Origin of the sequence: Helicobacter mehlei (genome assembly GCF_003660265.1) — a bacterium.
GTDB lineage: Bacteria > Campylobacterota > Campylobacteria > Campylobacterales > Helicobacteraceae > Helicobacter > Helicobacter mehlei.
In genome coordinates this window covers 1-518 of the sequence record NZ_QXQP01000085.1, presented here as the reverse complement: position 1 = coordinate 518, position 518 = coordinate 1, and the positions used below count along the sequence as shown (strand labels likewise).

Annotated in this window: 1 protein-coding gene; it reads left to right on the top strand. The window is 46.5% G+C overall.

Translation table 11 applies throughout. The features are described from left to right. Window positions 1-26 precede the first annotated feature (26 nt). On the top strand, window positions 27-518 hold a 492-nt coding region (locus EAO36_RS08350), incomplete at its 3' end, for a hypothetical protein (RefSeq protein ID WP_185963041.1).

Here is a 518-nt window from a genome sequence, read left to right as displayed (position 1 = left end):
CCTAATGGGAAGGAGGCTTGTGGAAAATGGCAACCTACAAAAACCGCGCTGAGATACGGGCGTATTTTGAGACCCACGGAACCACTTTGAAGGAATTAGCCAAGATTTATGGCGTGTCTTACCGCACCTTGACGCGTTGGCGTGTGGCAGAGAATTGGAAGCCCAAAAGAGCGGTGGAGAAGGTGCAGGTCGAGGTGCTTAAAGATGAATTGACCAACCACGGGGTAGAGACCTTCTTAGGGGCCAAAAAACAAGAGATCAAGCAGAGCATTAAGGAAAATCTGAAGCATATTGAGATAGACCCCATCGTGCTAGAGTGCATCACAGAGACCTCTAGCGACGAGCTTTTGCTAAAGGCTATGAATTTGCACTTTATCAATAAAAACATCTTGCTAGCAGCGATCATTGCTAAGGACGAGCTTTTAAAGATGGTGCGCAACAATTTAGAGAATGCCAAGGGCAATCCAGTTATTATCGCGGCCGCTGAAAAGGTGGCTAGGATGTTCAGCGATTTAAAA